Annotated in this window: 20 protein-coding genes; 13 read left to right on the forward strand and 7 right to left on the reverse strand. The window is 67.6% G+C overall.

The window, feature by feature from the left end; genetic code table 11:
* Positions 1 to 31 precede the first annotated feature (31 nt).
* From pbN1_RS10895 to pbN1_RS10925, 7 genes are all read left to right on the forward strand, one after another.
* Positions 32 to 823, forward strand: a complete 792-nt coding sequence (locus pbN1_RS10895) for an enoyl-CoA hydratase/isomerase family protein (protein WP_169203705.1) — start codon at positions 32 to 34, stop codon at positions 821 to 823.
* Positions 824 to 944: 121 nt separating this feature from the next.
* Entirely contained in the window at positions 945 to 1,151 is a 207-nt protein-coding gene (locus pbN1_RS10900; RefSeq protein WP_169203706.1) for a DUF1289 domain-containing protein, read from the forward strand.
* Positions 1,148 to 1,330, forward strand: a complete 183-nt coding sequence (locus pbN1_RS10905) for a DUF1289 domain-containing protein (protein WP_169203707.1) — start codon at positions 1,148 to 1,150, stop codon at positions 1,328 to 1,330. The genes pbN1_RS10900 and pbN1_RS10905 overlap by 4 nt, the downstream gene beginning before the upstream one ends.
* The gene (locus pbN1_RS10910) at positions 1,327 to 2,247 is read left to right on the forward strand and encodes an MBL fold metallo-hydrolase (protein ID WP_169203708.1); all 921 of its coding nucleotides are present in this window, start codon (positions 1,327 to 1,329) and stop codon (positions 2,245 to 2,247) included. The genes pbN1_RS10905 and pbN1_RS10910 overlap by 4 nt, the downstream gene beginning before the upstream one ends.
* Before the next feature lie 87 nt (positions 2,248 to 2,334).
* Positions 2,335 to 3,213: an RNase adapter RapZ gene (rapZ, locus tag pbN1_RS10915; RefSeq protein ID WP_169203709.1), complete on the forward strand. Its 879-nt coding sequence runs from the start codon at positions 2,335 to 2,337 to the stop codon at positions 3,211 to 3,213.
* Positions 3,210 to 3,599, forward strand: a complete 390-nt coding sequence (locus pbN1_RS10920; protein WP_244856917.1) for a NusG domain II-containing protein — start codon at positions 3,210 to 3,212, stop codon at positions 3,597 to 3,599. The genes rapZ and pbN1_RS10920 overlap by 4 nt, the downstream gene beginning before the upstream one ends.
* A gap of 195 nt (positions 3,600 to 3,794) precedes the next feature.
* Positions 3,795 to 5,798, forward strand: coding sequence for a methyl-accepting chemotaxis protein (locus pbN1_RS10925; RefSeq protein ID WP_169203711.1), 2,004 nt, complete (start codon positions 3,795 to 3,797; stop codon positions 5,796 to 5,798).
* A 90-nt stretch (positions 5,799 to 5,888) separates the two neighbouring features.
* Here pbN1_RS10925 and padI read toward each other — a convergent pair whose 3' ends face one another.
* From padI to pbN1_RS10955, 6 genes are all read right to left on the reverse strand, one after another.
* The gene (gene padI, locus pbN1_RS10930) at positions 5,889 to 7,268 is read right to left on the reverse strand and encodes an NADH-dependent phenylglyoxylate dehydrogenase subunit beta (protein ID WP_169203712.1); all 1,380 of its coding nucleotides are present in this window, start codon (positions 7,266 to 7,268) and stop codon (positions 5,889 to 5,891) included.
* Between the two features lie 23 nt (positions 7,269 to 7,291).
* Positions 7,292 to 8,545, reverse strand: coding sequence for an NADH-dependent phenylglyoxylate dehydrogenase subunit epsilon (gene padH, locus pbN1_RS10935; protein ID WP_169204258.1), 1,254 nt, complete (start codon positions 8,543 to 8,545; stop codon positions 7,292 to 7,294).
* 25 nt (positions 8,546 to 8,570) lie between these two features.
* A complete protein-coding gene (padG, locus tag pbN1_RS10940; protein ID WP_169204257.1) occupies positions 8,571 to 9,830 on the reverse strand; it encodes an NADH-dependent phenylglyoxylate dehydrogenase subunit alpha in 1,260 nt (419 codons plus the stop codon).
* Positions 9,831 to 9,832: 2 nt separating this feature from the next.
* A complete protein-coding gene (gene padF / locus pbN1_RS10945; RefSeq protein ID WP_169204256.1) occupies positions 9,833 to 10,132 on the reverse strand; it encodes an NADH-dependent phenylglyoxylate dehydrogenase subunit delta in 300 nt (99 codons plus the stop codon).
* The gene (padE, locus tag pbN1_RS10950; protein WP_169204255.1) at positions 10,129 to 10,701 is read right to left on the reverse strand and encodes an NADH-dependent phenylglyoxylate dehydrogenase subunit gamma; all 573 of its coding nucleotides are present in this window, start codon (positions 10,699 to 10,701) and stop codon (positions 10,129 to 10,131) included. The genes padF and padE overlap by 4 nt, the downstream gene beginning before the upstream one ends.
* An 89-nt stretch (positions 10,702 to 10,790) precedes the next feature.
* Positions 10,791 to 11,702: a DmsC/YnfH family molybdoenzyme membrane anchor subunit gene (locus pbN1_RS10955; protein WP_169204254.1), complete on the reverse strand. Its 912-nt coding sequence runs from the start codon at positions 11,700 to 11,702 to the stop codon at positions 10,791 to 10,793.
* Positions 11,703 to 12,233: 531 nt separating this feature from the next.
* Between pbN1_RS10955 and pbN1_RS10960 the strand changes: the two genes are divergently transcribed.
* The 4 genes from pbN1_RS10960 (at position 12,234) to pbN1_RS10975 (ending at position 16,832) form a co-directional block, all read left to right on the forward strand.
* The gene (locus tag pbN1_RS10960) at positions 12,234 to 14,339 is read left to right on the forward strand and encodes a CoA-binding protein (protein ID WP_244856919.1); all 2,106 of its coding nucleotides are present in this window, start codon (positions 12,234 to 12,236) and stop codon (positions 14,337 to 14,339) included.
* A gap of 204 nt (positions 14,340 to 14,543) precedes the next feature.
* Positions 14,544 to 15,071, forward strand: coding sequence for a Gx transporter family protein (locus pbN1_RS10965; protein WP_210147753.1), 528 nt, complete (start codon positions 14,544 to 14,546; stop codon positions 15,069 to 15,071).
* A gap of 143 nt (positions 15,072 to 15,214) precedes the next feature.
* On the forward strand, positions 15,215 to 16,198 hold the full coding sequence (gene acuI, locus pbN1_RS10970; protein ID WP_169201775.1) for an acrylyl-CoA reductase (NADPH): 984 nt from the start codon (positions 15,215 to 15,217) through the stop codon (positions 16,196 to 16,198).
* Positions 16,199 to 16,250: 52 nt separating this feature from the next.
* The gene (locus pbN1_RS10975) at positions 16,251 to 16,832 is read left to right on the forward strand and encodes a peroxidase-related enzyme (protein ID WP_169201774.1); all 582 of its coding nucleotides are present in this window, start codon (positions 16,251 to 16,253) and stop codon (positions 16,830 to 16,832) included.
* A gap of 76 nt (positions 16,833 to 16,908) precedes the next feature.
* Here the strand turns inward: pbN1_RS10975 and ruvC are convergent, their stop codons facing one another.
* Positions 16,909 to 17,466 carry a crossover junction endodeoxyribonuclease RuvC gene (ruvC, locus tag pbN1_RS10980; RefSeq protein WP_169201773.1) on the reverse strand — a complete coding sequence of 186 codons (558 nt, stop codon included), beginning with the start codon at positions 17,464 to 17,466 and terminating at the stop codon, positions 16,909 to 16,911.
* Positions 17,467 to 17,635: 169 nt separating this feature from the next.
* On the opposite strand from ruvC, the gene pbN1_RS10985 reads away from it, so the two are divergent.
* Positions 17,636 to 19,459: an autotransporter domain-containing protein gene (locus pbN1_RS10985; protein WP_169201772.1), complete on the forward strand. Its 1,824-nt coding sequence runs from the start codon at positions 17,636 to 17,638 to the stop codon at positions 19,457 to 19,459.
* Positions 19,460 to 19,587: 128 nt separating this feature from the next.
* Positions 19,588 to 19,764 carry a hypothetical protein gene (locus pbN1_RS10990; protein WP_169201771.1) on the forward strand — a complete coding sequence of 59 codons (177 nt, stop codon included), beginning with the start codon at positions 19,588 to 19,590 and terminating at the stop codon, positions 19,762 to 19,764.
* The last annotated feature ends 1 nt before the right edge of the window (position 19,765 follow it).

Raw genomic sequence — 19,765 nt, forward strand, 5'->3', positions numbered from 1 at the left:
CCGGGAGGCCCGGGCAACAGGAGACAGCAGGATGTACGAAACTCTCGAAATCCGGACCGAAGGCGGCGTCGCGACGATCTGGATGAACCGCCCCGACGTGCATAACGCGTTCAATGCCCAGCTGATCGCGGACCTGACCGCCGCCTGCCGAGAACTCGACGCGGACGACACCGTGCGCGTCGTCGTGCTCGCCGGACGCGGCAAGAGTTTCTCCGCGGGCGCGGACCTGAACTGGATGAAGGCGGCCGCCGCAGCCAGCGTCGAGGACAACCTCGAGGATGCGCGTAAGCTCGCCGGCATGCTGCGCACGATTTCCGGGATGGGAAAGCCGACGATCGCGCGCGTGCAGGGCGCGGCGCTCGGTGGCGGCATGGGGCTCGCGAGTGCGTGCGACATCTGCGTCGCCGCGGAGCAGGCGGTGTTTGCGACCTCCGAAGTCAAGTTCGGCATCATCCCCGCGGCGATCAGCCCCTACGTGATCCGTGCGATCGGCGAGCGTCAGGCGTATCGCTATTTCCAGACCGCCGAGCGGATCACCGCCGCGCGCGCCGGGGAGATCGGCCTTGCGCACGAAGTCGTCGCTGCCGAAGCGCTCGACGCGAAAGTCGCGCAGATCGTCGCGGCGCTGCTGCAGGGCGGGCCAAAGGCGCAGGCCGCGGCTAAGGACCTGATCCGCAACGTCGCGAACCGGCCGGTCGGCGAGGCCGTCGTCGAGGACACCGCGCGCCGCATCTCCAGCCTGCGCGCGACGCCGGAAGCGAAGGAAGGCCTCGACGCTTTCCTGTCGAAGCGGCCCGCGGCGTGGGTGTCGCAGCAGGGCTGACCCAGTCGGTTTCGTCGGGGGCCGTTCCGCCTCCGGGAGCGCGTGACGCCATGCCGCACGGCGGTGCACGAATCGAAAACGCGACGACCAACGATCACAACGATTCAACGGACCCGAGCACATGAGCCCGACTTCCCCCTGCATCAATCTGTGCCGCATCGACGCCGGCACCGGCTACTGCGAAGGCTGCTTTCGCAGCCTCGACGAGATCGCCGGCTGGAGCCGCCGCGCCGACGCGGAGAAACGCCGCATTCTCGAGGCGGTGGACCGGCGCCGCGCGCAGGCCCTCGCCGGGGCGAGCGCGGCTCGCGCGGAGCAAGCACGATGAGCGATGCGCTGTGCGTTGGCGTGTGCATGATCGACTGGGATAGCGGAGTGTGCCTCGGTTGCGGCCGCACGCCCGAGGAGATCGACGGCGTGCCTGTGGCACCCGCGCCCGCGCAGACACCGGCGAAAGTGCCGCTGCCGGCGAACGTCGCGGCACAGGTCGGCGAAGGGGCGCAATGAGCGCGGCGGCGAAGCTTCCGGCGACGATCGCCGTTCTCGAGCGCGGCTGGCTGTCGTCGAACAACGTCGTGCTGTTCGACGACAGCCAGGCGACGCTGATCGACAGCGGCTACGTCAGCCACGCCGCCCAGACGGTTGCGCTGCTGCACCGCACGCTCGACGGCCGCCGCCTCGGACGGCTGATCAACACGCACTCGCATTCCGACCATATCGGCGGCAACGCGGCGGTGCAGCGGGCGTTCGCCTGTGCGATCACGGTGCCTGCGGGGATGGCGGGCGCGGTTGCCGAGTGGGACGAGGCGGCGCTGCTGCTGAGCACCGCGGAGCAGGCCGGCGAACGTTTCCACGCCGATCGTCTGCTGGCCGCAGGCGAGACCGTCGAGATGGGCGAACTGACGTGGCAGGCCCTCGAAGCCCCGGGTCACGACATGGATGCGCTGGTGTTCCACAATCCCGACCGCCGCATCCTGATTTCCGGCGACGCGCTGTGGCGCGACGGCTTCGGCATCCTGTTCGCGGACGTGCTCGGCACCGGCGACGGCATCGGTGCGGCGCGGCGTACGCTGGAGGCGATCGCGCGCCTGCCGGTCGACGTCGTCATTCCGGGGCACGGCGCGCCGTTCGTCGAGTTCGACGACGCGCTGGCCCGGGCGTTTGCGCGCCTGAAGGCGTTCGAGGAGGACGGCGCGCGCATGGCGCGCAACGCGATCCGCGCCTGCATGACATTCTCGCTGCTCGACCTGCGCTCGATCGCGCTCGACGAATTGCCGGAACATCTCGCGCGTGTGCCGCTCTACCGGGAAGCCAACGCGCGTTTCCTCGGCCAGTCGCCGTCGGCGCTGGCCGACTGGCTGGTCGCGGAACTGTCGCGCGCCGGCGTCGCCCGCCGCGAAGGAGGGCGGCTGGTCGCGGTCTGAATGCCGCCTGCATCGACACGGATTTTCGCCGCTGGCCTGTGCCTACGACTTTCGCCATAATCCCCGCGATATGGGGAGTGTCCTGTCATGCAGATCGTCCTGATCAGTGGCTTGTCGGGTTCCGGCAAGAGCATCGCACTGAAAGTGCTGGAAGACGTCGGTTATTACGCGGTCGACAACCTGCCCGCGACACTGCTGCCCGAACTCGTCGCCGAGCTGCGCGACACCGGGCACGTGCGCGTCGCGATCGCCGTCGATGTGCGGTCCGGTGCGAGCCTTTTGGCGCTGCCGCAGCAGGTCGAGCACCTGCGCGCGCTCGCGTCGGATCTGCGCGTGATCTTTCTGGATGCACGCGACGACACGCTGATCGCGCGTTTTTCGGAAACCCGCCGCCGCCATCCGCTGGCGAGCGAAGACGTCTCGCTCGCCGAAGCGATCCAGAACGAGCGCGGCGCGCTCGCGAGCATCGCCGAACTCGGCCACCGCATCGACACCAGCGAACTGCAGGCGAACACGCTGCGCGCATGGATCAAGGACTTCCTCGCGATCGAGGCGACCGAAGGGCTGACGCTGATGTTCCAGTCGTTCGGCTTCAAATACGGTATTCCGCTCGACGCGGACCTCGTCTTCGACGTGCGCTGCCTGCCGAACCCGCATTACGACCTGTACCTGCGGCCGTTTACCGGCAAGGACCTGCCGGTCATCGAGTTTCTCGACAGCTTCCCCGAGGTCGGGCGCATGTGCGAGGACATCCGCCGCTTTGTCGCGACCTGGTTGCCGAGCTACGCGCGCGACAATCGCAGCTACCTCACGGTCGCGATCGGCTGCACCGGCGGACAGCACCGCTCGGTGTATATCGCCGAATGGCTCGGCCGGCACTTCAGCGACACGCTGCGCGTGCTCGTGCGTCACCGTTCCGCCGCGCGCCGTATCGTCGACCACGGCGCCGACGTGGCAGGCCAGTGAATCCGCGCTTCGCCGACTGGCTGGCGCTGCTGCGGCCGGGCGATTTCGCGACGCTGGCGGGCGCGCTCGCGGTATGCGTCGTGTCGGTGTTGCTGCTGTGGCGCGGCGGCGCCCCGGACAAGGCGATCGTGCGCGCCGGCGGCGCGGTGTTCGCCGAACTGAGCCTCGCGAGCCCGCAGCGCGTCGACGTCCCGGGGCCGCTCGGGATCACGCGCATCGAAGTCGAGCCGGGCCGCGCGCGCGTCCTCTCCGATCCCGGGCCGCGCCAGTATTGCGTTCGCCAGGGCTGGCTGAGCCGCGCCGGAGCGGTCGCGATCTGCGCGCCGAACGAGGTCAGCCTGAGCCTTGCCGGCGGCGCAGCGGACTATGACACGCTCAACTATTGATTTTTCATCCTGCGCGGCCCCCGTCCGGGCGGCTGTGCGCACCCAAAACAGTTCAAAAGGAAACCATTTAACATAGACATGATGTTCCGGCCTCTGTACTCTTGCCGCTTGGCAGGCCCGATGGACGTGTCATACCTGAAGGTGCGGGGCGGGCACGACGGGATGGGTCGCAATCAACCATAAACAGGATGCGCAATGTCGGGTCGTCAAACATCGGTAGCGGTCAGGTTCAGCCTGGTACTCGTTACTGCCATCACCCTTTTGCTGCTCGGCGTTGCATTCGGGCTCGCGCAATATTTGAGCAATAAACTGGAACAGAAGTCGCTGGAGGGGCTGCAAGCGACCAACCGCCTGATCATCAACATGATCGACGGCTATAACAGCGCCGCGCAACAGGCTGCCCAGCGCCTCGGCGCGGTCTTTGCAGGCAATTACCCGCAAGCGTTCCACATTCATTCCGGCAGCGGTCTCCTGATGCACGGCGACCTCCCGATCACATTCGAAGAAACCTCCATCCCCGATCGCTTCACCAGCCTCTCGGGCGCGGCGGCGACCGTGCTGACCCGCCGCGGCAATGACTTCGAACGCATTTCGACTTCGATAAAGGACGAAAAGGGCAACCGCGCCTCGGGTATTCTGTTGGGCGATGACCATCCGGCCGTCCCGTTCCTTCTCAAGGGGAAGTCCTATACCGGCATCGCCAAGATGCTCGGCCGGGACGTCATGACACACTACGCTCCCATCAGCGACAGCCGCGGCGAAACGATCGGTGCGTTTTTTGTCGGCGTCGACTTCACCGACGGCATGGCGGCGATGAAAGAAAAAATCTCGGCAATCCGGATCGGTGCGACCGGCTATCCCTATGGGCTCGACGCCGGGCGCGACAAGGGCCGCATCGTCATCCACCCGAGCCTTGAGGGCAAATCGCTGCTCGGTCAGAAAGACGTCCATGGCCGCGAGTTCATTGCCGAAATGCTGGCTTCCGGGAACGGCGTCATCAACTACTGGTGGAAGAATCCTGATGAAAAGGAAGCGCGGGAAAAAATCGTCGTGTACAACCTTTATCCGGCGTGGAACTGGGTCGTGGCTTCCGGCAGCTATCTGGACGAATTCAACAGCGAAGGGAAGGAAGCCGGCCGGGGGCTGATGCAAGCCGCCCTGCTGCTGATTCCGGTGGTGCTTGCCCTGGTGTGGATCGCGACGCGGCGCTGGATCGCCAAGCCGCTTGGGGAAGCCGTCGTCGTCGCCAACAAGGTCGCCGAGGGCGATTTCACCGCGCGTGCCGAAGTGAAGTCGAATGACGAGATCGGTGCGCTGGTCCGCGCGCAATCGACGATGGTCGAACAGCTTGGCCAAACCATCAGAGACGTGCGCGTTGCTGCGGCCAGCGTCGCCGCCGACGCCAGGCAGCTTGCCACGGCCGCCGACAACGTCGCGACCAGTTCGACGATGCAAAGCGGCGCTGCGGCCGACATGGCCGTATCCGTCGAACAGATGAGTGCAAGCATCGACATGATCGCCCAGCACGCCGCCGAGGCGCTGAAAATTTCGACCGACTCCGAAACCGAATCACGCAGCAGCGTCCTCGTCATCGACCGCGCGGTGGCTGCGATGAATCATATTGCCGACACCGCTCGCCGCTCTTCGGCGGCCGTCGAGCAACTCGGGCGCGAATCCCAGGAAATTTCCGCGATTGCGCATACGATCAAAGACATCGCCGACCAGACCAACCTCCTTGCCCTCAATGCCGCAATCGAAGCTGCGCGCGCCGGGGAGCAGGGCCGCGGTTTCGCCGTCGTCGCAGACGAGGTACGAAAGCTCGCCGAGCGCACCACCACTTCGACGCACGAAATCGGCGAGATGATCGGACGCATCCAGCAGGGCACGCTGAATGCCGTGGACAACATGAACATCGGGGTCGAGCAGGTCTCCAGCGGGGTCGAACTCGCGGCGGAGGCTACTGCTGCCATCGAACGGATCCATCACAGCGCGGTACAGGTGTCCCAGGCGGTGTCGGGCATCACCACGGCCATTCGCGAACAGAGCATCGCGACGACCAGTGTGGCTCAAGGTCTGGAGAAGATTGCCCACATGACCGAGCGCAATAACGTCGAAGCGCAGGAAACCGCGCAATCGGCCGAAGGATTGCAGTCGATCGCTGCCCGGCTCCAGGCGGCTGTCCAAGTCTTCAAGGTGTAGCGTCGGGATCACCGCGGGGCCGAACCTCAAAAGCCGGAGTCATTGCCAGGGCCCGGCCAGTCACGCTGCCGGACCCCTCCGGACCATCCCTCAGGCCGGCAATGCGGCTGCGAACCGTTTGATGAAGCGGATGTTTTCTTCCACCTTCCCCTGAATATGCTCGATCTGCGCGGGGCTGAGGTGGCGGAAGCGTCCCATGGCCTTGAGGTAGTCGGTGACCGGCAGGGGGTCGTCGACGGGGCGGGTGAAGTTGAGGCCCTCGTCGGGCGTGAACTCCCACAGCATGACGAAGTTGGTCTCGACGGCCTTTCTCGCGACCTCCATGTTCTGGTCGGACGCAAAGCGCCAGCCGGTCGTGCAGGGGGAATAGACATGCACGTAGGCGAAACCGGTTTTCGACGCCTCGATCGCGCGGTCGAGCTTCGCGTAGAGGTCCTCCATGTACGCGGTCGAGGCGGTCGCGACGTACGCGCAGCGGTGGTTCACCATCAGGAGCGGCAGGTTCTTCGCGTCCTGCGTCTTGCCCTGCGCGGGCTGCCCTGCGGCGCAGCCGGCGCCGATCGGCGTCGTCGAGGTCCAGGCGCCGTACGGCGTGCAGCTCGAGCGCTGCATGCCGGTGTTCATGTAGCCCTCGTTGTCGACGACCATGAAGAGCATCTGCTCGCCGCGCTCGGCCGCCCCCGACAGCGACTGGAAGCCGACATCGGAGGCCCCGCCGTCGCCGGCGATCGCGAGCGCCGTCACCTCGCGCCCCATCCTCTTGAACTGGCGCTTGACCCCGGCGAGCATCGCCGCGGTGTTCGTCAAGAGCGGATGGAAGACGGGCACTTTCGTGCCGGTCGCGCCGTTGAAGCCGACCGAACCCATGCCGGGCACGCACCCGGGTGGGGTCGCGAGCACGGTGTCGGGGCCGACGCGGCGCAGCGTGTGGCGCATCAGGAGCTCCGTGTTGCAGCCCTGGCAGCCGGCCAAGCCCGGCGCGAACAGATCTTCCCAGTCGCCGACCTCGTTGTAGATGTTCGCCGTCGTGACATAGGTCAGCGCGCCCTTGCTGCACACCGGCACGCACGCAGGCTTGCCATCGCAAGTGTCGCACTTCGACACGTGGCCGGTGGCCTCCTCCAACGCGATGCCGCCGTACGCACAGCCGACCGTGCACAACAGGCAATCGACGCATTTCGAAGCGTCCCAGCCGATCACGCCCGACGCGCCGTCCTTGGCCAGGGCGCCTGCCGGACACACGGTGACGCATTTCGGATCGGCGCACTGGCGGCACAGCGCCAGCTCGAACGCTTTTTCAGTGGCGTCCTTGGTTGCGTCCTTAATTGTGTCCCCTCGGCCGACGATCTGGATGCGCGAACGCGCCCGATCAATGGTGCCGGTCTTGGCCTGCGCGCAGGCCGTCATGCAATCGCCGCAGCCGTCGCACTTGGCGGGGTCGAAGGCGATCGTGCTGTAAGCTCGTCCCATATCTGCTCCTTGATCGGGCGCTTCTAGCGCCACGTCCTCGACATCAGCTCACGGCCGACTTTGAGCGGGTCGGCGACCAGGCGCTCCTTGACTGCCGTGAGGTCCATGCGCCGCACGATCAGCTGCGCCATGATGCCGCCGTCGAAGAATTCATTGACCCCGAAGATGCCGGCGAGCCGTCCGTCGCGGAAGATCGCCTTCAGGTAGCGCCCGGTTTTTTCGTCGAAGCGCGTGACGACCTCACTGCCTGCGGGCGCCTCGCTCGAGCCGACCGAGATCGCATGCCGGCCGAAGAAGTGGTAGGTGTTGAGTGGCACGCCGCCCGCGTAAGGACGGATGCCCGCATCGCCCGCCATCGCCATGCCGGCGATGCGCCCCTGCTCGGTGGCCGAAGGCAGGATGGCGTTGACGCGCGGCGTCGGCGAGAAGAAATGCTTCGCCTGCGCGCAGTCGCCCGCTGCCCAGACGTTCGGGCGACTGGTGCGCATCGTGTCGTCGACGAGGATGCCGTGCTCGAACGCGACGCCGCTGCCGTCGAGGTAGTCGAGGTTCGGCTTGACGCCGGTCGCCACGAGCAGGAGATCGGCTTCGAGCGTCGTGCCGTTGGCGAGCGTCAGGCGCGCACCCACCGATGAGGGCTCGAGGCGCACGACGCGGCTGCCGGTCAGGATCTTCGCGCCGTTGTCGATAAAGGCCTGCTCGATCATCTGCGCGGCAACTTTGTCGAAGTAGCCCGCGGTGAGCTGGTCGCTCATCTCGACGATGGTCACGCTCGCGCCCGCCTTGACGAGGTTCTCCGCGGCGTGCATGCCGACGAGGCCCGCGCCGAGCACCACCGCCTGGCGCGACTGCGCGATCGCCTCGCGCAGCCCGAGCGCGTCGTCGAGGGTGCGCAGCACGTGGTAGGCGACGGTGTCGATGCCCGGGATCGGCGGGATCGCGGGCGAGGTGCCGGTGGCGAGCAAGAGCTTGTCGTAGGCGAGGTGCGTGCCGTCGGCCAGTTCCGCGGTGTTCGCGTCCGCGTCGAGTGCGGCGAGTCCCGCACCCGGCCGGTAGCTCACCGCGTTGCGGGCGAAGAAGTCGTCGTCCCTGAGGAACACGCGCTCGGGCGCGGATTTTCCGGACACGACGTAGGGCAGCACGGTCGGCGAATACGGCAGGTGGGCGTCGCGCGTCACCACCGTCAGGGTGCCGGTCGCGTCATGCATGCGGATCGCGCTGATCGCCTCGAGCGCCGCGTGGCTGCTGCCGACGACGAGGTATTGGGTGTGTTCCATTGCTGGTTCCATGGTTCTGCCGCCCTCAGTCATTCTCGTTGAGCCACACCGGCTCGTTGGGCGCCGGCCCGTCGAGCAGCCGCTCGGTGGCGTCGATGACGCGGTGAAAGTGGCCAATCGTGATGTCCGCGCCCGCCAGGCCCCCGATGAAGCTCATCGCCGGCAGCACCGTGCCCGCCTCGCGCGCGAGGCGGTACAGCACGCCGAGCACTTCCTGGTACATCGGCCCGCAGTTCCAGCGAAAGCCCACCGAGCGGTCGACGACACCGAGCGCGCGCACCTTCGACAGGGCGCGCATCAACGCCTCGACCGGGAACGGGCTGAAAGTCTTGATCTTGATGAGGCCGACCTTGCGGCCCGCTTCGCGCGCTTCATCCACGGCGTCCTTGGCCGCGCCCGTCATGCTGCCGAGCGTCATGATCGCGAACTCGGCATCGTCGAGGCGGTACTCCTCGACGAGCGGCGCGTAGCTGCGCCCGAAGCGGCTCGCCCACTCGGCGTGCACGGCCTCGATGACGCCCAGCGCGTTCTGCATGCCGCGGCACTGGCTCTTGCGATAGCGCACGAACGTCGCCGGCCCCTTGCCGCCCGAGCCGCCAGTGAGCGGATCGACCGCCATGGGCTTCATCGGGTCGAGCGCGACGTGCCAGTTCACGTCCTTCGCCCCCATGAACGCGTCGACGTCCGATTGCTCGGGCAGCTCGACGCGTGACGTGCCGTACGACAGGTAGTTGCCGTCGAGGCAGATGTTAACGGGGAGCATGACGTCGTGGTCTTCGGCGATCCTGAACGCCATCACCGTGGTGTCGAGCACTTCCTGCACCGTCTCGCAGTAGATCTGCACCCAGCCGACTTCGCGCACCGTCATCGCGTCCTGGTGCCCGCCCCACACGCACTGCGGCGTGATGCCGTCGCGCGTGACGATCGACATCACGATCGGCAGGCGCATGCCGGAGGTGCGAAAGTACGGTTCGAACATGAACGCGAGCCCCGGCCCGCAGGTCGCGGTGTAGGTGCGCGCGCCGGCCAAGGCGCCTCCCTGCAGCACCGACAGCACCGAGTGCTCGCCTTCGGCGTCCACGATGTCGGCGTCCATCCTGCCGTCGGCGATGAGCTTGGCGACGTGCTCGACGAGGGACGACTGCGGCGTGATCGGATACACCGCGACCATGTCGGGGCGCGCGAGCGCGACGCCGAGCGCGGCCGCTTCGTTGCCTTCGCACAGCATCACTTTCTGCTTCGTCGGCGCGCCGACGGCGGGTTTTTCGAGCGTGGTGGTGCTCATGTTCACTGGGCCTCCCCGATCATCGTGATCGCGCGCTGCGGGCATTCGGTCGCACAGATGCCGCAGCCCTTGCAGGTGTTGAGGTTGAAGTCGAACCACGCGGCGTGCTCCTCGACGCACTGCACCGGGCAGTACAGCCAGCACACCGCGCATTTGACGCATTTGTCGCGGTCGATGACCGGGCGCTGGCTGCGCCAGTCGCCGGGCAGCATCGGGCTGATGTCGGTCGCGACCGGGCACAGGTCGTCGGGGACATTCGCCTGCTCGAGGTTGAACAGCGGATAGCTTTGATGCCGGCTCATGCGGCGGCCCTCCTTGCGATCGTGTGCACGGTCGTCTCGGCGTAGCCGCGCTCGAGCGCCGTCATGTTCTGCGCGAGCCCGGCGTCGCGAAAGTCCGAGTCCTCGAGCGCGCGCTTCAACGCGTCGAGCGACACCACCCCCGTCGTCTTCGCGAACGCACCGAGCATCAAGGTGTTGGTGATCGGGCGGCGGAAGATCTCGATCGCGATCTTCACCGCATCACACAGGCCGACGCGCCCGACCGTGTCGGGCAGCACGAGCTCGCCAAGCGCCTTGTGCGTCGCCTGTACCAGCGTGCCGCCCGGCTTCAGCCCGGCGAAGATGTCGACCGAGCGGGTCAGCGTCGGATCGACGCAGATCAGGCAGTCGGGGTGGTAGATATTGGTGAGCTGGCGGATTTCGCGCTCGCTTGCGCGCAGGAACGACACCACCGGCGCGCCGCGCCGCTCGAAACCGAACGACGGGATCGATACCGCGTATTTGCCTTCCTCGACCAGCGCCGCGGCCAGAATGCCCGACGCCAGCACCGAACCCTGGCCGCCCCGGCCATGGAATCGCACTTCGTACATGTTGTCTCCTCCTGCCTCGCAGGGACGGGACGGCTTGGCCCCGCCTTGTGGTTTGCTTCGGGTGCTACCGGATTGCTATTCGTGCTGTGTCAGTTGGCCCCGCCCCAGCCCGGTTTCACCGCGGCGCCGGCCGGACCGCGCCCGCGCACCGGCAGGTGCGGCAGCGCGAAGCCCTGCGTGAAGGCGGCGCGGCGCACCAGCGTGTATTTGACGAGCCAGCCGCCGCCGACCGCGAGCAGTCCGGCCGGAATCAGCGCGAGGCCCGCCAGCGGCGCGCCGAGCGCCGCCAGCAGTAGCAAGGCCGCCGCCAGCAGGTTGCCGAACTTGAGGAACGGCCCGTCGACCGCCGCCAGCGCACGCAGGCTGCCTTCCGGCGCCCCGTCGGCGCGCAGGCCGGCGAGGTAGCTGCGCCACGCGAGCACGCGCACGAGCAGCAACCCGAGCGTCACGGCGGCGACGCCGAGCTGGCCCGCCGCGCTCGTCATCACGAACGGCGACGCCACCGCCACCAGCGCCGCGCCTTCAGCGAAACCGGTCGCGACCAGCATCGGCCGGCAGCGCGGATGGCGCCACGCCGGAATGCCCTTGTCGGCCGACAGGATGCGTGCCTGGGCATAGACGAAGGCGGCGCCGAACACGCCCGTCAGCAGCACGAACAGGCTGTGCCCGGTGAGCAGTGCAAGCGCGCCACAGCCAAACACCAGCGGCGCCACCGCCGCCTCCCGCGTCATCCACGAGGTGGCCAGGTGCCGATAGACGTTCAACGCGCGCCACGGCTTGCCGATCTCGAACCACACGCAGGTGAGCCCCGCACCGATCAGCGCCATCCCGCCGAGCAGCAGGGCGCGAACGTCGATGCCCGCGAGGCTCGCCAGCGCGGCGAAGGCGAGCAGCCCGCCGCCGGCGCCTCCGGCAATGAAGTTCGATGCCGCGCGCCAGTCCCAGTGGTGCTGCTGCCGCGGCCCGATCCGCTCGCCCGCCTTCAAGGTCTTCGCTTTCATCCCCGCCTTCACCCCTTGTCCCAGATGTAATACACGCCGGGGCCCGTGCCGAGTTCCTCGTGCATGCGCGAAATTCTCGATACCGGACCTGCCGACGGTCGCGGTAACGCCAGGCCGAGCCCGAACATAAAGAATGAATATTCGTTCACAAATGTTCGATGAAATCTTTCACAACGTCAACCAGTATTGACAAAATATGCACACAACCGACCATGACGCGCCAGCCCGGTGGCAGGCAGCGTGAGGTTGTCGATGTTCGTTGATAGCTGGGACACGCGTCCACTATAGTTGGCGCCGAATCCCTCAGCTGAGCAGGGTCGGCCACGCGCAGCACGGCAGCGCCTGTTGTACGCATGTCGTCAACTGCTGTTGACGTGTTTTGATGAGTGGACGATCATTCATTAATTATCTATTCGTATGTCGTCGCCCTACGGCTGCGACATACCGTCAAAGCGGCCCGCTCGCTACAGCATGCGGCCGGTCCGCGATTCCCGAGCCACGTGGTTGATCGAAACGACAAGGAGTCATTACATGCACAATGAATCGAAATCGCGCCGCGACGGCGTCCCGGCAAATCCCGAAATGGCGGCGATGTTCCGGCACGTGCTCGCCGACGGGCGCGACGCGCTCGATGCCACCGAACTGGGCATCCTGCTCTCGGACCTCGGCGTACAGATGGATGCTGGCGGCGGCGCCGCGGCCGGACCGGCCGGCGTCGAACTGCGCATCGGCTTGTACAACACCGCCGAATTCGGCATCGTCATTCGCGCCGGCCTCGGCGGGCTGGATGCCGAGCTCGATCAGGCCAATTTCAGGAAGGACCGTGCCGCCGTGTCGGCAATCGCCGAGCTGACTGACGCCGACGATTTTCTCGCGCTGTTCCAGCGCACCATCGTCTATCAGAAGCTCGCCACGCTCGCCGCGCGCAGCGGTCGACCGGTCCCGGACGCCCAGCTCAGGGTTTGCTTCGCGCGCTTGCTGGCGCTGGCCGGCCGCTTTGCACCGGGCACTGCGGAGGCGAGCGTCGTCGTGAACCGCCTGGAACTCGATCCGCTGCACGTCGGCGAGCGGCTGGTGGCCCGCTCGGCGCGCTGCGAACTCGCCGCGCCGTCGGCCCCGCGCAACCCCCGCCCGATCCACAAGATCGACAAGCTGGTCCACCCCGACTCGATCGGCATCATCGGAGTGTCGGCCACCAGCATGAACTTCGGCCGGCTGATCCTCGGCAACCTGCTCAAGAGCGGCTGCAGCCCGGAGCGCGTGACGATCATCCGTCCAGGTGAGACCGAGATCGACGGGGTGCGTTGCGTCGAAAGCCTCAAGGCGCTCGATCACAAGCTCGACCTGCTGATCGTCGCGGTCGCCGCGAGCGCGGTGTACGACCTCGTCGACGAGGTCATCGAGACCGGCGCAGTCGAATCGGTGATGCTGATCCCGGGTGACCTCGGCGAAACGAAGAAGAGCCGGGAACCGGCCGCGGCCCTCGCGGCGCGGATCAACGCCGCTCATGCGCGCGCCGACGGCGGCCCGATCTTCGTCGGCGCCAACTGTCTCGGCGTCGTGTCGCATCCCGGGTCGTACGATTCCTGGTTCATCCCCAAGGAGCGCATGCCGAAGCCGCGCAACACGGCCGAACGAACGTCGGTGCTGATCAGCCAGAGCGGCGCGTTCATGGTCGTCCGGCTGACGATGAATCCGTGGCTGGACCCGCGCTACATGGTGGCGCTCGGCAACCAGACCGACCTCACGCACGGCGACATGCTGAGCTATTTCGCCGGGCGCCCGGAAATCGAGACGATCGGGATCTATGTCGAGGGGTTCAAGGAGCTGGACGGACTAGATTTCGCCCGGGCGGTGCGCCGCGCGGTGCTCAACGGCAAGCAGGTCGTCGTCTACAAATCGGGCAAGACCCCGGCCGGCATGGCGGGCGTGATGGGTCATACTGCATCGGTCGCAGGCGATCCGGTGCTGTTCGAGTCGGTGGTCCGGCACGCCGGGGCGATGGTGGCCGAAGACTTCAGCACCTTCGACGATCTCCTCTACATGGCGGGCGCGCTGCATCACAAGAAGATCGGCGGCCACCGCCTGGCCGGTCTCAGTGGTGCCGGTTCCGGCGCCGTGGCGATCGCCGACGCGACCGGGTCGGACACCTTCTCGATGGAAATGGCCGAGCTCGACGAAAGCACGGTCACGCGCCTGGGCGAGATTCTTGCAGCCAAGCGCCTCGACGCGCTGGTCGAGATCCGCAACCCGATCGACATCAACCCGGGCGCCGACGACGAAGCGCACCTGCAGATCGCCGAGGCCCTGGCCCAGGACCCGAACGTCGACGCCGTCGTCGTCGGGCTCGACCCGACCGCGCCATCGGTACGCGGGCTGGAGGCGAGTGCGTTGCGACCCGGTTTCGACCTGGGTGATCGGAAAGGCACGGTGCACCTGATGCCGGCGATCGTCGAGCGCAACGACAAGCCGATCGTCGGCATCGTTGATGGCGGGAGTCTCTACGACGCGATGGCAGAACGCCTGATGGACCAGGGCGTCTGCGTGTTCCGCGACTGCGCGCGCGGTACGCGGGCGCTGGTGCGCTATGTCGAGGCGCGGCGCAGCGCCGAGGCGATCAGGGACTGGAACCTGTGATCCACTCCCATGGTGGGTTACGCTTCTCGATATTCGCTGCAGCATCGAGCCGCCCCCACGTCACGCGCACCCGCGTCCGGGTCGGCTGGCCGTGCCTGGCGAAGACGACCGGGCACTTGCCGCAGCACCAGCACGTCTTCGAATATCTGATCCATCCGACTTCCTTCAGGAGCGAAGGTTTTGGCGCATCCGGCACCTTCAACCATCGAGATTCATCCGAGCGCGGACGACCGGCGTATCGCGCGGCTGGCGACCGCGGCGATCGTGCTGACGGTCGCCGAAGCCGCGATTCCACTGCCGCTGCCAGGAGTCAAGCCGGGGCTCGGGAACATCGTGATCCTGATCGTGCTGTTGCGCTGGGGCTGGCGCGATGCGGTGTGGGTCGGGCTGCTGCGCGTGTTCGCGAGCAGCCTGCTGCTCGGGCAGCTGTTCGCCCCGGGATTCTTCCTCAGCCTCGCCGGCTCGCTGACGAGCCTCGCGACGCTGGGTGTGACGAAGCACCTGCCGCGGCGCTGGTTCGGCCCGGTGAGCCTCAGCGTGTTCGCCGCGTTCGCGCACATCGGCGGGCAGCTCGCGCTCGCGCGCGTGTGGCTCGTGCCGCACGACGGCGTGTTCTATCTCGTGCCGGTGTTTGCCGCGGCGGCGACGCTGTTCGGCCTGATCAACGGGCTGGTCGCGGCGCGCCTGCTGCGGGACCGCATTCCCGCGCCCGCCGGGGCGAGCGGCCAGTAACAGGTGGAAGCGCGACGGTGCCGAACGGCAATCGGCGTTCGACGTCCAATTGGCCGCTTGCCCGCGTCAAGGGGAGCGTTATCGTGGCGCGGCAGCCATTTTCCTGTCCGTTGCGCAGCGGACTTCAATCGAGAGGAGGCATCATGTTCAAGGCGGTACTGATCGAGAAAGACGACGCCGGCTATCGGGCAACGCTGACCGATGTCGATGACGCGCGCCTGCCCGACGGCGACGTGACGGTGCGGGTCGCCTATTCGACGCTGAACTACAAGGACGCGCTCGCGATCACCGGCAAGGGGCCGGTCGTGCGCAAGTTCCCGATGGTCCCCGGCATCGACCTGGCCGGCACCGTCGAGCACAGCTCGCATCCGGAGTGCCGGGCCGGCGATATCGTCGTGCTCAACGGCTGGGGCGTCGGCGAAGGACACTGGGGCGGGCTCGCGCAGAAGGCGCGGCTCAGCGGCGACTGGCTGGTGCCGCTGCCGGCGGCGTTCTCGCCGAAACAGGCGATGGCGATCGGCACCGCCGGTTACACCGCGATGCTGTGCGTGATGGCGCTCGAACGGCACGGCGTGACGCCGGACAAGGGCGAGGTGCTGGTCACCGGGGCGAACGGCGGGGTCGGCAGCGTCGCGGTGTCGCTGCTCGCGAAGCTCGGCTACCGCGTCGTCGCCTCGACCGGCCGGCCGAACGAGGCGGAGTACCTGAAGGCGCTCGGCGCCGCCGAGATTATCGACCGGGCGCAGTTCTCGATGCCGGGCAAGCCGCTGGCGAAGGAACGCTGGGCCGGCGCCGTCGACACGGTCGGCAGTCACACCCTCGCGAACGTCTGCGCGAGCATGAAGTACCGTGGCGTCGTTGCCGCGTGCGGCCTCGCGCAGGGCATGGACTTCCCTGCGACGGTTGCGCCGTTCATCCTGCGCGGCGTCACGCTCGTCGGCGTCGACAGCGTCTATTGCCCGCGGCCGGAGCGCCTGGAAGCGTGGCAGCGGCTCGCTCGCGATCTCGATCCGGCCCATCTCGACCTGATCTCGCACGAAGTCGGCCTCGCCGAGGTGATCCGGCTCTCCGGCGAGTTGCTCGCCGGCCAGGTGCGCGGGCGGCTGATCGTCGACGTCAACCGTTGAGCACATCGCCCCCTGGCCGTTTTTTTCAACCCGCTGTCAAAAGGAAATGCCCATGACCGACCGTCCCATCAGCCGCTTCCCGGTGCCCGAACTGAAGGACCTGCCCGACGACGTGCGCGGGAAAATCCTCGCGGTGCAGGAGAAAGCCGGTTTCGTGCCGAACGTCTTCCTCGCACTCGCGCACCGGCCCGACGAGTTCCGCGCCTTCTTTGCGTATCACGACGCGCTGATGGAGAAGAACGAAGGCCTGACGAAGGCCGAGCGCGAGATGATCGTCGTCGCGACCTCGGGGGCCAACGGCTGCCTGTACTGCGTCGTCGCGCACGGCGCGATCCTGCGCATCCGCGCGAAGAACCCGCGCGTCGCCGATCAGGTCGCGACGAACTACCGCAAGGCCGAGATCACGCCGCGCCAGCGCGCGATGCTCGACTTCGCGATGAAAGTCGCGCTCGCTTCGGCCGAAGTCGATGATGCTGATCTCGCCGCGCTGCGCACCCAGGGTTTCAGTGACGACGAGATCTGGGACATCGGCGCGATCGCGGCTTTCTTCGCGATGAGTAACCGCCTCGCGAACCTCTCGAGCATGCGGCCGAACGACGAGTTCTTCCTGATGGGGCGGCTGCCGAAAAGCTGAACGCCATGCGGCGCGCGGCAACAGGGCGGCACGATGCGCCGGGGCGCCGACCGATGGCCGCGAACAGCGGGCGGCGTCAGCCGAGGTCCGGCGCGACGAGGATGCGCCCGGCGCGACGCCGCCCGACGAGCCCGCCCGGCGTGCCCTGGCCGCCGTGCGCGTGACAGATCGCGCACGCGAGCGCGTCGGCGGCATCCGGGCTCGGGCTACCGTCGAGCGCGAGCAGCCGCTGCACCATGTGCTGGACCTGCTCCTTGGCCGCCTTGCCGTAGCCGACGACCGCCTGCTTGACCTGCAGTGCGGTGTATTCATGCACCGGCAGGTCACACGACACGGCGCCGCAGATCACCGCGCCGCGCGCCTGGCCGAGCAGCAGCGTCGATTGCGGATTGACGTTGACGAACACTTTCTCGACCGCGACCTGGTCGGGGGTGTAGGCCGCGACGACTTCGCGCACGCCGTCGAGCAGCGTCTTCAGCCGTCCGGGCAGCTCGCCGTCGCGGGTCCGGATGCAGCCGCTCGCAACGTAGCGCAGCTGGTTGCCGAGCTTGTCGATGACGCCGAAGCCGGTGATGCGCAGCCCCGGATCGAGTCCGAGAATGCGGGTGGCAACGACGGTGGAAGCGCTTTTCATGCCGTGCATTCTACGGGCCATCCCGACCCGGCGCTCGACCCGGCGATGGGCGGACGCGAACTGGTTGCAGCGCGGACGCCGCGCGGAGCGACCCGCTCGTGCATCGCTTCTTTTCCGGCTATGCGAAGAGCATGTTCTATGCTTGAATTCCATGGCCAGGAGAAGCCTCATGCTCGCACGTACCCTGCTTGGCTCGGCGGCCGCGACGCTGTTCAGCGTCGCGGCCGCTGCCGACTTCAGCGACACCGTTTTCTTCGGCGACAGTCTCAGTGACGCCGGCAGCTTCGCGCCGTTCCTGCCCCCGGGCAGCGGGCGATTCACGACGAACCCGGGGCCGGTGTGGACCGAGAACCTTGCCGCCGAGCTCGGCACCAACGCGACGCCCGCGACGGCCGGCGGCAGCAATTTCGCGCAGGGCGGAGCGCGCGTGACCCTGCAGCCGGGCGTCCCCGACACGAATCCGCTGACTGCCGCGGCCGTTCCGGTCCGTGACCAGGTTTCGGCGTTCCTCGCCGGTGCCGGGAGCGCGGACCCGGACGCGCTGTATTCGGTATGGGCCGGGGGCAACGACCTGTTTCGCGCGATCGACCCGATGAAGCCGGAGGCGGCCGATCCGGCGGGCTACATCGCCACGACCGCAACGCAGCTCGTCGGCGAGATCGCGCGCCTGAAGGCGGCGGGGGCTCGTTACATCCTCGTCGCGACGCTCCCCGACATCGGCGCGACGCCGTTCGGCGCCGCGGTCGGCCCGGCCAATGCGGCCGGAATCACCGCGCTGGCCGGCGCGTATAACCAGACGCTGTTCGGCGGCGTTGCGGCCGCAGGCGTCGAGGTGATTCCGCTCGACACCTTCACGCTGCTGCAGGAAGTCGGCGCGGACCCGGCGGCCTACGGATTCGCCAACGCGGTCGTGCCGGCCTGCGGTGCGACCGCGTCGCTCGTTTGCGCCGCGGCGAATTTCGTCGTTCCCGGCGCTGAGCAGAGCTTCCTGTTCGCCGACGGCGTGCATCCGACGACGGCCGGTCACCGCGTCATCAGCGACTATGCGCTCGGCGTCCTGTCGGCGCCGCATGTGATATCGCTGCTCGCCGAGTCGCCGCTGCATTCGCGCGCGGCGCTGTTCGCGACGATCCAGGACCAGACGATGCTCGGCGCCCGGGCGCCGCACGCGGGGCCGAAAGTGTGGGCCAGAGCCGGCGGCGGGCAATTGAGGTTCTCGTCGGGGGCCGCGTCGCCGGGCGCGAGCGGCGATCCACACGACTTCGCGCTGGGCGTCGACTGGCGACTGTCGTCGAACGTCGTCGTTGGCGCCGCGCTCGGCCTCGCCACGCTCGACGCGGACTTCTCGCGCAACCGCGGCGGTTACGAGCAGGATGAGCAGACCCTCGCGCTCTACGCCGGCTACCGCAACGGCGGCGCGCATGCGATGCTCGTCGGAGCGGCCGGCGATCTGGATTACGACATCAAGCGGGTCGTCACGCTCGGCAGCCACCGGCGCGCGATGAACGGTTCGACTTCCGGCTCCAGCGTGTCGCTCGGCGTGCTCGCCGGCTACGATTTCGCTGCCGGCGCACTGATGCACGGCCCGATCGCGAGCCTGCATTTCCAGCGCGTCCGGGTCGATGGCTTTGCCGAGCGCGGCCTCGCTTCGACCGCGATGATTTTTCGCAGCCAGGAGCGTGAATCGCAGCTCGGCAGCGTCGGCTATCAGGCGGCGTACGATCTCGGCCGCTACCTGCCGTATGCGCGCGTGACGCTCGACCACGACTTCGAGGATGCGGACCGCGACGTGCGCGCGCGGCTCGCGTCGCTGCCCGCCAACGGCTTCGGCCTGCCCGCGTTCGAAGCCGGGCGTACCTATGGCACGGCAACGCTCGGCGTCGGCGCCAGGTTCTCGCCGGCGCTGGCCGGGAATGTAGCGCTGACGGCGCGCATCGATCAGGATGACGTCCGGGCGTACGCGCTGCGCGTCGGGCTCAGCGTCGGCTTCTGAATACGGCCGAATACGGCCACCTGAGGCGCTTGCCGCCGGGCAAGCGCCAGCCTCGCGGGGGACGGTTGCGGGCTGCCATGAACTTCGGTGGTCGTGCGGCGGTCAGCCGTGATGAGGGACGAGGAACGATGACTCCGCAAGTGGACCGGGTGTATGTGATCGAGCTGTGCAGCGGCGAGTTGCGGCGCTGGAGTTTTCTCGGGCTGGATCGCCGCGAAACGGCATGGTGGCGCGACGAGGAGACCGGGCGCACGTTCTCCGAGGCGAGCCTGATGTACGTCTGGAAGATCGTCGCGGAGGCGTGAA

It is taken from the genome of Aromatoleum bremense, assembly GCF_017894365.1.
Taxonomy (GTDB): Bacteria; Pseudomonadota; Gammaproteobacteria; order Burkholderiales; family Rhodocyclaceae; genus Aromatoleum; species Aromatoleum bremense.